This is a genomic window from Coprobacillus sp. (assembly GCF_984815275.1).
The window spans coordinates 57666-67124 of record NZ_CFJNYH010000014.1 but is presented as its reverse complement, the minus strand read 5'-3'; the positions used below and the strand labels follow the sequence as shown (position 1 = coordinate 67124).

The 9459-nt window shown below is 33.5% G+C and carries 18 protein-coding genes; all 18 read left to right on the top strand.

All coding sequences use genetic code 11. From position 1 onward, the window contains the following. The first annotated feature begins 1466 nt into the window (after positions 1–1466). Genes rpsJ through rplR form a run of 18 tightly spaced genes read left to right on the top strand, consistent with a single transcriptional unit; the run spans position 1467 to position 9446 of the window. Positions 1467–1775, top strand: a complete 309-nt coding sequence (gene rpsJ / locus AC5M21_RS06820) for a 30S ribosomal protein S10 (RefSeq protein WP_008790820.1) — start codon at positions 1467–1469, stop codon at positions 1773–1775. 21 nt (positions 1776–1796) lie between these two features. Continuing rightward, positions 1797–2531: a 50S ribosomal protein L3 gene (gene rplC, locus AC5M21_RS06815; RefSeq protein ID WP_008790819.1), complete on the top strand. Its 735-nt coding sequence runs from the start codon at positions 1797–1799 to the stop codon at positions 2529–2531. Between the two features lie 22 nt (positions 2532–2553). Beyond that, positions 2554–3177, top strand: coding sequence for a 50S ribosomal protein L4 (gene rplD, locus AC5M21_RS06810; protein WP_008790818.1), 624 nt, complete (start codon positions 2554–2556; stop codon positions 3175–3177). Beyond that, on the top strand, positions 3177–3467 hold the full coding sequence (gene rplW, locus AC5M21_RS06805) for a 50S ribosomal protein L23 (protein WP_008790817.1): 291 nt from the start codon (positions 3177–3179) through the stop codon (positions 3465–3467). Before rplD ends, rplW begins: the two co-directional genes overlap by 1 nt. A 58-nt stretch (positions 3468–3525) precedes the next feature. Further along, a complete protein-coding gene (gene rplB, locus AC5M21_RS06800) occupies positions 3526–4359 on the top strand; it encodes a 50S ribosomal protein L2 (protein ID WP_008790816.1) in 834 nt (277 codons plus the stop codon). Positions 4360–4375: 16 nt separating this feature from the next. Continuing rightward, positions 4376–4654, top strand: coding sequence for a 30S ribosomal protein S19 (rpsS, locus tag AC5M21_RS06795; RefSeq protein ID WP_008790815.1), 279 nt, complete (start codon positions 4376–4378; stop codon positions 4652–4654). Between the two features lie 20 nt (positions 4655–4674). Further along, the gene (gene rplV / locus AC5M21_RS06790) at positions 4675–5007 is read left to right on the top strand and encodes a 50S ribosomal protein L22 (RefSeq protein ID WP_008790814.1); all 333 of its coding nucleotides are present in this window, start codon (positions 4675–4677) and stop codon (positions 5005–5007) included. 11 nt (positions 5008–5018) lie between these two features. Beyond that, a complete protein-coding gene (rpsC, locus tag AC5M21_RS06785) occupies positions 5019–5672 on the top strand; it encodes a 30S ribosomal protein S3 (RefSeq protein ID WP_008790813.1) in 654 nt (217 codons plus the stop codon). Between the two features lie 2 nt (positions 5673–5674). Continuing rightward, entirely contained in the window at positions 5675–6085 is a 411-nt protein-coding gene (gene rplP / locus AC5M21_RS06780; RefSeq protein ID WP_008790812.1) for a 50S ribosomal protein L16, read from the top strand. Positions 6086–6087: 2 nt separating this feature from the next. Next, complete coding sequence (rpmC, locus tag AC5M21_RS06775) at positions 6088–6282, top strand: 50S ribosomal protein L29 (protein ID WP_493531481.1); 195 nt, start codon at positions 6088–6090, stop codon at positions 6280–6282. Positions 6283–6298: 16 nt separating this feature from the next. After that, complete coding sequence (rpsQ, locus tag AC5M21_RS06770) at positions 6299–6559, top strand: 30S ribosomal protein S17 (RefSeq protein ID WP_008790810.1); 261 nt, start codon at positions 6299–6301, stop codon at positions 6557–6559. A 28-nt stretch (positions 6560–6587) separates the two neighbouring features. Continuing rightward, positions 6588–6956: a 50S ribosomal protein L14 gene (gene rplN / locus AC5M21_RS06765; protein WP_008790809.1), complete on the top strand. Its 369-nt coding sequence runs from the start codon at positions 6588–6590 to the stop codon at positions 6954–6956. A gap of 15 nt (positions 6957–6971) precedes the next feature. Then, a complete protein-coding gene (rplX, locus tag AC5M21_RS06760; RefSeq protein ID WP_008790808.1) occupies positions 6972–7301 on the top strand; it encodes a 50S ribosomal protein L24 in 330 nt (109 codons plus the stop codon). 18 nt (positions 7302–7319) lie between these two features. Further along, positions 7320–7859, top strand: a complete 540-nt coding sequence (gene rplE / locus AC5M21_RS06755) for a 50S ribosomal protein L5 (protein WP_008790807.1) — start codon at positions 7320–7322, stop codon at positions 7857–7859. 14 nt (positions 7860–7873) lie between these two features. After that, on the top strand, positions 7874–8059 hold the full coding sequence (locus tag AC5M21_RS06750) for a type Z 30S ribosomal protein S14 (protein WP_008790806.1): 186 nt from the start codon (positions 7874–7876) through the stop codon (positions 8057–8059). Between the two features lie 33 nt (positions 8060–8092). Further along, on the top strand, positions 8093–8485 hold the full coding sequence (gene rpsH / locus AC5M21_RS06745; protein WP_008790805.1) for a 30S ribosomal protein S8: 393 nt from the start codon (positions 8093–8095) through the stop codon (positions 8483–8485). Positions 8486–8514: 29 nt separating this feature from the next. Continuing rightward, positions 8515–9060, top strand: a complete 546-nt coding sequence (rplF, locus tag AC5M21_RS06740; RefSeq protein WP_008790804.1) for a 50S ribosomal protein L6 — start codon at positions 8515–8517, stop codon at positions 9058–9060. 29 nt (positions 9061–9089) lie between these two features. Continuing rightward, complete coding sequence (rplR, locus tag AC5M21_RS06735; protein ID WP_008790803.1) at positions 9090–9446, top strand: 50S ribosomal protein L18; 357 nt, start codon at positions 9090–9092, stop codon at positions 9444–9446. Positions 9447–9459 lie beyond the last annotated feature (13 nt).

Genomic DNA, 9459 nt, shown 5'->3' with positions numbered 1-9459 from the left:
GCAAGCTGCCAGTTCACTTCGGATATCCACACTGGATATCCTTTTTTTTGTTTTAAGAGGTTCTCCAAAAAGGAGAGCTTTTTACTAACTGATTTAATAAAGGTATTTCTTAATACTTTCTTATTTCTACTTTGTATATTAAACTACATATTCTGTAAAATTGACAAAACTGTTGTAGACTATTAAGTGGATAATCTACTCTAAAAGATTGACAGATGAATAGAAATATTTTCACAGGATGGAAGCATATGAATGTGATGTAGTCATTAGTGATCAAAATACTTTTCCAGAGCGAATGATGGTGAACTTATAGCTGCAGAAATTAGAGGTATAACGTCTCTTGTGATGGCTAATTAAACAAATATAAGGAATAGAACTTTTTACTGTATCAAGAGTACGAGTTTGTTCTTACAGAGGAATAACTGAGTGAGATGTGAGTCAAAATCACAATTTAAGAGTTTTATATTGTATAGGAAATCGACTTGTTTTGAATCTGTCTTCAACTCCCTCAAAAATAGGTAGTAAAATTAAATTTGATGTAGAAATGATGAGAAATTTAAACTTGTTCTATTCAGCTAAACCTTTATCACAACCAACTATTACCTAGCAAGGAAGTATTCTTTAGGTATGAAATGTTGATTGATAATAGATGCAGGAAAACCAATACTCTCCAAATAAATGGATGGAAAATGGTGAAAATGCAAATATATCAACAGAAAGATCCAAATAAGGAGATGTAAGCTTTAGCTATAGTGATTCCCTAGAGGAACATATACGAATAAAGTCTTATCAGCAAGAGGAATATGGTATGTAAAAGCAGTTGTTGAAGAAACAAATAATTATAAAGGCTTAGAAGAGATAAAATGTTTATGTTTAAACATTTTATTGTAGATCCTAATAAACCAAAAAATAAGAAATATCAAATGACTATCTAGGAGGATTTGTATTATTGAATGTTTTGTCAGTCAGATTTGTAGCAATATTTATAGGAAAAAAATATCTAAGAGATAAATTATGATATTGATAGTTATGAACTGTTTTAAAAATTTATATATATAATCAGTAAGTCTTTATTGGATTTACTGATTTTTTTATTAAAAAGAAAGTTAATCATTATGTTGCCTTATTTATGGAATTTGAGATGAACAATAAATAATAGATGTCTAAAAATGAAAATAGAAAATAAAATAAAGCCAATTTCTAATGGAAAATGAATTTAAAGGAGTCATTAGTCATGAGTTAGAAATGATTAAAAAGTCTTTGAATTGTAAGTATAAAATATTTGAAAAAAAGTTAAAAAACGCTTGATTTATCAATGTTTTTAGTGTAAAATACACATGTTGTGAAATGCGAAGAAGTGCGAGGTTGCTGAAACGCTGATAGCCGTTGTCATGAGCGGAAGGGTGATTTCAGGTAATTCGTGCAGAGCAGCCAATTTAATTGGCAAACAGAAGGAGGAATAATTCATGGCAAACAACAAAATTAGAATCAGATTGAAATCATTTGATCACAAAATCTTAGATGCTTCTGCAGAAAAGATTGTAGCAGCTGCTAAAAAATCAGGTGCTCAAGTAGTAGGTCCAGTACCTCTACCAACTGAAAAAGAAGTTTATACTATCTTAAGAGCGGTACACAAGTATAAAGATTCACGTGAACAATTTGAAATCAGAACTCACAAACGTTTAATTGACATTGTGAATCCTACACCAGAAACAGTTGATGTATTAACTCGTTTAGAATTACCAAGTGGTGTAGATATTGAAATTAAATTATAAGGAAAGGTTGAGGTGTAACTCATGAAAGGAATCTTAGGTCGTAAGATTGGAATGACTCAAGTTTTCACTACTGATGGAAAGCTTATCCCTGTAACTGTTGTAGAAGCAACTTCAAATGTTGTTTTACAAAAGAAGACAGTTGCTACTGATGGATATGATGCAATCCAAGTTGGTTTTGAAGATAAGAGAGAAAAATTAGCAACTAAAGCTCATAAAGGACATGTTGCAAAAGCTGAAACAGCTCCTAAGCGCTTCATTAAAGAATTTCGTTATGACGAAATGATGAGTTATGAAGTTGGTCAAGAAATTAAAGTTGATAGCTTTGTAGCTGGTGAAGTTGTAGATGTAACTGGAACTAGCAAAGGTAAAGGTTATCAAGGTGTTATAAAAAGACATGGACAAAGTATTGGTCCTAAGGGACATGGTTCAGGTGCTCACAGAATCGTTGGTTCAATGGGTCCTATCGCTCCTAATAGAATCGCTCCAGGTAAAAAGTTACCAGGACAAATGGGGAATGTAACAAGAACTGTTCAAAACTTAGAAATCGTTGCAGTAGATGTAGAAAACAACGTTTTATTAATCAGTGGATCTATTCCAGGTCCTAAAAAAGGTTTAGTAGTTGTGAAAACAGCTGTTAAAGCTAACGGTAAGGTAAATCCTGCTGAAGATTTAATTGTCTATGAAACTGAAGAAGAAATCGTAGAAAGCCCAGTAGTAGAAGAAACTACTGAAGCAGCTGAAGCTGCTGCTGAATAATGAAGCGAAAGGAGGAAAACTAATGTTAAAAGTTGCAGTATATAACCAAGAAGGTAAACAAGTAAAAGATACAGAATTAAATGAATTAGTATTTGGTATCGAACCAAACAACCAAGCAATCTTTGATATGGTCTTACTACAAAGAGCTTCATGGAGACAAGGAACTCATAAAGTCAAAAACCGTACTGAAGTCAGAGGTGGAGGAAGAAAACCATGGAGACAAAAAGGTACAGGTAGAGCTAGACAAGGATCTATCCGCGCTCCACAATGGAGAGGTGGGGGAGTTGTATTTGGTCCTACACCAAGAAGCTATACATTTAAGTTAAATAGAAAAGTAAGACAATTAGCTTTAAAATCGGCTTTAAGTCAAAAAGTTATTGATAATGAAATGACAGTATTAGATACTATCACTTTAAATGCTCCTAAAACAAAAGATATGATTAAAGTATTAGAAAATTTAGAAGCAAATAGAAAAACATTAATCGTTATGGACGAAGTTAATGAAAATGTGACTTTATCTGCAAGAAATATTCCTGGAGTTAAAGTTATTGATTCAAAAGGTCTTAACGTATATGATATCTTAGATTGTACTAAGTTAGTTATAACTGAAGGTGCAATCAAGGCTGTTGAGGAGGTATTGGCATAATGGCACATATTACTGATGTTTTAAAGAAACCAGTACTTACTGAAAAATCTTTAATGTTACAACAAGCAGAAAACAAATATACATTTGATGTAGAAATCACTGCTAACAAAACAGAAGTGAAACAAGCAGTTGAAAAAATGTTTGATGTAAAAGTTGAAAGTGTAAACATTATGAATGTAGCACCTAAAACAAAAAGAATGGGTAAATACGTTGGAAAAACAAACAAAAGAAGAAAAGCTATCGTTAAATTAAAAGAAGGATCTGAAATTAATTTATTCGGTGAAGAATAAAACTTCGACTATTGGAATGAAACTCCATTCCAGAAAAGAAAAATAAGGAGGAACAAAGATGGCTATTAAAGCATACAAGCCTACGACAAACGGTCGTCGTAATATGACTTCTTTAACTTATGAAGAAATTACAACAAATAAGCCAGAGAAATCATTGACTATCCGTTTATCTAAAAAGGGTGGACGTAATAATCAAGGTGTTATCACTACTCGTCATCATGGTGGTGGACACAAACGTTTATATCGTATTATCGATTTCAAACGTAATAAAGATGATATTGTTGGAACAGTTGCAACAATTGAATATGATCCTAACAGATCAGCAAACATTGCATTAATTCATTATGCAGATGGTGAAAAGAGATATATTCTTGCTCCTAAAGGGTTAGAAGTAGGAATGAAAATCGTATCAGGAGATAATGCTGATATCATTGTTGGAAACTGTTTACCAATGGGAAATATGCCTGAAGGTACAGTTATTCACAATATTGAAATGCAACCAGGTAAAGGTGGACAAGTGGCTAGATCAGCTGGTGTGTCTGCTCAAATCTTAGGTAAAGAAGGAAAATATGTCACTGTAAGATTAGCTTCTGGTGAAGTTAGAAAATTCTTAGCTGTTTGTAGAGCAACAGTTGGTGTTGTTGGAAACGAAGACTATGGATTAGTTAACTATGGTAAAGCTGGTCGTAACAGATGGAGAGGTATTAGACCAACAGTACGTGGTTCAGTAATGAATCCTAATGATCACCCTCATGGTGGTGGTGAAGGTAGAACTTCAATTGGTCGTAAAGCTCCAATGACTCCTTGGGGTAAAAAAGCTCTTGGAGTTAAAACTAGAAATAGTAAAAAAGCTTCAAATAAAATGATCGTGCGTCGTCGTAACGGTAAATAGAAGGAGGTTATAGAATATGGCAAGAAGTTTAAAAAAAGGTCCATTCGTGGATGAACACTTAATGAAAAAAGTAGAAGCATTAAATGCTGCTAGTAAAAAAGAAGTCATTAAAACATGGTCAAGACGTTCTACAATCTTCCCACAATTTATTGAACACACATTCGCAGTATACAACGGAAGAGAACATATCCCAGTTTATGTAACTGAAGATATGGTTGGACATAAGTTAGGAGAATTTGCTCCTACTAGAACTTACCATGGTCATGATGCTGATGATAAAAAGTCAGGTAAATAGAGAGAGAGGAGAAAATTAACATGGAAGCAAGAGCACAAGCTAAAATGATTCGTGTTTCACCTCAAAAAGCTAGATTAGTCGTTGACTTAGTAAGAGGTAAGAACTTAAAAGAAGCACTTGGTATCTTAGAATATACTAACAAAAGTGCGACTCCTGCAATCATTAAAGTCGTAAAATCTGCTGCACAAAATGCTGTTTTCAATGAAGGTGCAGAAGAAGAAAAATTATTTATTAAAGAAATCTATGTAGACGAAGGTCCTACATTAAAAAGATTCCGCGCTAGAGCAAAAGGTAGCGGTACTCAAATTTTAAAGAGAACAAGCCACATTACATGTGTGGTTGCTGAAAGATAGGAGGGCAAAGTATGGGTCAAAAAGTAAGTCCAGTCGGATTACGTGTTGGCGTAAACCGTGATTGGAATTCAAGATGGTACGCTAATGATAAAGACTTTGCTTCATTATTACACGAAGACATCAGAATTCGTGAATTCTTAAATGCAAAGTTAAAAGGCGCTTATGTCGCTAATATTGAAATTGAAAGATCTAAAAACAGAGTTAACATCTTTGTTCATACATCTAGACCTGGTGTTGTTATTGGTAAAGATGGTGAAGCAGTTGATGCTTTAAGAAAACAAGTGACTAAATTAGTAAAGGATAAACAAGTGTTTATCAATATTGTTGAAATCAAAAATCCAGATGTTGTTGCACAACTTGTTGCAAACAGAATTGCTGAGCAATTAGAAAACCGTGCTTCATTTAGAACAGTTCAAAAAAGAGCAATCCAAAGTGCTATGAGAGCTGGAGCTAAAGGAATTAAAACTTGTGTATCAGGTCGTTTAGGTGGTGCTGATATGGCAAGAACAGAAGGTTATTCTGAAGGAAATGTACCTCTTCATACATTAAGAGCTGACATTGATTATGCGACTGCAGAAGCTGACACAACTTATGGAAAATTAGGAGTAAAAGTTTGGATTTGTAAGGGAGAAATTCTTCCTGCAAAGAAGAAAGGGGATAAATAATCATGTTGATGCCTAAGAGAACTAAATATAGAAGACCTCATAGAATTAAATATGAAGGTAAAGCTAAAGGTGGAACTGAAGTTTCTTTTGGTGAATATGGATTACAGGCTCAAGAAGGTGCTTGGATTACTTCAAGACAAATCGAAGCAGCTCGTATCGCTATGAACCGTTATATGAAACGTGGTGGTCAAGTTTGGATTAGAATTTTCCCTCATTTAGCTAAAACAAAGAAACCTCTTGAAGTCCGTATGGGTTCAGGTAAAGGTGCTCCAGAAGAATGGGTAGCAGTAGTAAAAACAGGACGCGTAATGTTCGAAGTCGCTGGTGTAGAAGAAGAAGTTGCAAGAGAAGCTTTAAGACTTGCATCTCATAAACTACCAATCAAATGTAAGATTATTGGAAGAGGTGAGTAATTGTGACAGTTCAAGATATTAGAAATACAGAAACTCAAAAATTACTTAACAAAGTAGAAGAGTACAAGAAAGAGTTATTTGGATTAAGATTCCAAGCAGCAACTGGTCAATTGGAAAATACTGCTCGTATTAGAACAGTGAGAAAAAATATTGCAAAGATTAAAACAATTATTAGAGAAAGAGAATTAAACAAATAATTAGAAGGAGAAGAATATGGAAAGAAACAATCGTAAAGTTTATACTGGAACAGTTATTTCTGCAAAGATGGATAAAACAATTACTGTTTTAGTAGAAACTCATGTTAAACACAAATTATACGGAAAACGTGTTAAATCTTCTAAAAAGTTTAAGGCTCATGATGAAGAAAATATTGCAAGAGATGGTGACATTGTCAAAATCATGGCAACTCGTCCATTATCTGCAACTAAACGTTTCCGTTTAGTAGAAGTTGTTAAGAAAGCAGAAATTATTTAAGAAAAGAATCTGAAAGGAGGTCACTCAAATGATCCAAAATGAAAGCAGATTAAAAGTTGCTGACAATACAGGAGCAAAAGAAGTACTAGTAATAAGAAACCTTGGTGGTTCAAATAGAAAATTTAGTAACATCGGTGATATCGTCGTAGCTACAGTGAAACAAGCGACTCCAGGTGGTACAGTTAAAAAAGGTGAAGTAGTTAAAGCTGTTATCGTAAGAAGTAAATATGGTGTTAACCGTGACAACGGTTCATTAATTAAGTTCGATGATAATGCATGTGTAATCATTAAAGATGATAATTCACCTAAAGGAACTCGTATCTTTGGACCGGTTGCAAGAGAGTTAAGAGATGCAGATTTCATGAAAATCGTATCATTAGCTCCTGAGGTATTATAGGAGGAGAACGAGAAGATGAAATTACGTGTAGGTGATACAGTTCAAGTTATCGCTGGTAGCGATAAAGGAAAAACTGGAGAAGTTATTCAAATTCTTAGAAAAGAAAATAAAGTTATTGTTGAAGGTGTTAACATGGTTACTAAACACATTAAACCTTCACAGGCTGATCCAGAAGGTGGAATTGTAACAAGAGAAGCTCCTATTCATGCTTCAAATGTTGCATACTATGATTCAAAAGCAAAAGAAACTGTTAAAATTGGATACGGAATTGAAAATGAACAAAAAGTTCGTATCAATAAAAAAACAGGTAAAGCATTAGACAAAACTACAAAGAAGAAAAAGTAATCGGAAGGAGGTTAAATAATGAACCGACTAAAGGAACGTTATGAAAATGAAATTAGTAAGTCATTAATGACTAAATTTAATTATAATTCAGTAATGCAAGTTCCAGCTATGGAAAAAATCGTTATCAATATTGGTGTTGGTGATGCAGTAAGTAACTCTAAATTATTAGATGAAGCTGTTGAAGAATTAACAATTATTACAGGACAAAAACCTGTTGTAACTACAGCTAAAAAATCAATCGCTGGATTCAAATTACGTGAAGGTATGCCAATCGGATGTAAAGTAACATTACGTGGTGAAAGAATGTATGAATTCTTAGATAAATTGGTAAATATCTCTTTACCTCGTGTAAGAGACTTTAGAGGAGTACCTAAGAACTCATTTGATGGAAGAGGAAATTATACTTTAGGTATTAAAGAACAATTAATTTTCCCTGAAATCAATTTTGATAAAGTAAACAAATTAAGAGGAATGGATATTGTATTCGTAACTACTGCTAAAACAGACGAAGAAAGTCGTGAATTATTAGCACAATTAGGAATGCCATTCCACAAATAAGGAGGACTTAATTAATGGCTAAAACATCAATGAAAGTTAAACAACAACGTCCTCAGAAATACAAAGTTCGTGAGTATACAAGATGCGAACGTTGTGGACGTCCACATTCAGTAATTAAAAAATTCAAATTATGCCGTATTTGTTTCAGAGAATTAGCTTATAAAGGTGAAATTCCTGGAGTAAAGAAAGCTAGTTGGTAAACAAATAATCCCAAATGGAAGGAGGACATGTGAATGGTTACAGATCCAATCGCAGATATGTTAACAAGAATTCGTAATGCTAATCAACAACGTCATGCAGAAGTTGTTATTCCAGCATCAAAATTAAAAGCAGACTTAGCTGAAATTTTGAAAAACGAAGGATTTATTAAAGGATATAAAGTTGAAGGCGAAGGTGTTATCAAAAACATCGTTATCACTTTAAAATACAAAGGTAATGAAAGAGTAATCACAGGATTGAAGAGAGTATCTAAACCTGGTTTACGTCAATATGCAAAAGTAAACGAAATCCCTAAAGTATTAAATGGATTAGGAATCGTTGTATTATCAACTTCTCAAGGGCTTATGACTGATAAAGAAGCAAGAGCTAAACAAGTTGGTGGAGAAGTATTAGCATATATCTGGTAATAAAAAAAATTAAACAGGAGGTGTAACTGATGTCTCGTGTAGGTAATAAAATTATCAATGTACCTGAAGGTGTAAAAGTGGAAATTGCAAATGATAACACAATTACAGTAACAGGTTCAAAAGGGACTTTAGTCAGACAGTTTTCACCATTAATCAAAGTAGAGATGGATGGAACTGAAATTAAAGTAAGCAGAACAAGTGAACAAAAAGCTGTTAAACAATTACATGGTACAACAAGAGCATTACTTGCAAATATGATCGAAGGTGTACACAATGGATACGAAAAGAATTTAGAAATCGTTGGTATTGGGTACCGTGGTGCTATGCAAGGAAATAAATTAGTATTAAATGTAGGATATTCTCATCAAGTTGAAATCGAAGGTGAAGAAGGAGTTAAAATTGAAACTCCTACTCAAACAACTATTAAAGTTTCTGGGATTTCTAAAGAAAGAGTTGGAGAAATCGCTGCAAGAATTAGAGCTGTTAAGAAACCTGAACCTTATAAAGGAAAAGGTATCAAATACGTTGATGAAAGAATTATTAGAAAAGAAGGTAAAACTGCTGGTAAGAAGTAGTTAATATTTAAAGGAAGGAGCTATTAATCATGGCTAAAACTATGTCAAGAAACGATTTACGTCTTAAACGTCATGCAAGAGTTCGTAACAAAATTAGTGGAACTCCTGAATGTCCTCGTTTAAATGTATTCCGTTCAAGCTCTCATATCCATGCACAAATCATTGATGATGTTAATGGAGTAACTTTAGTTGCTGCATCTTCAGTAGATATGAAACTAGCAAAAGGTGGAAATGTAGAAGCTGCTACTCAAGTTGGTAAAGAAATCGCTAAAAGAGCAATCGCAAAAAATATTGAAAATGTAGTATTCGATCGTGGAGGATACATCTATCATGGTCGTGTGAAAGCACTAGCTGAAGCTGCTAGAGAAGCTGGATTGAAATTCTAATAGGAGGTTAAAG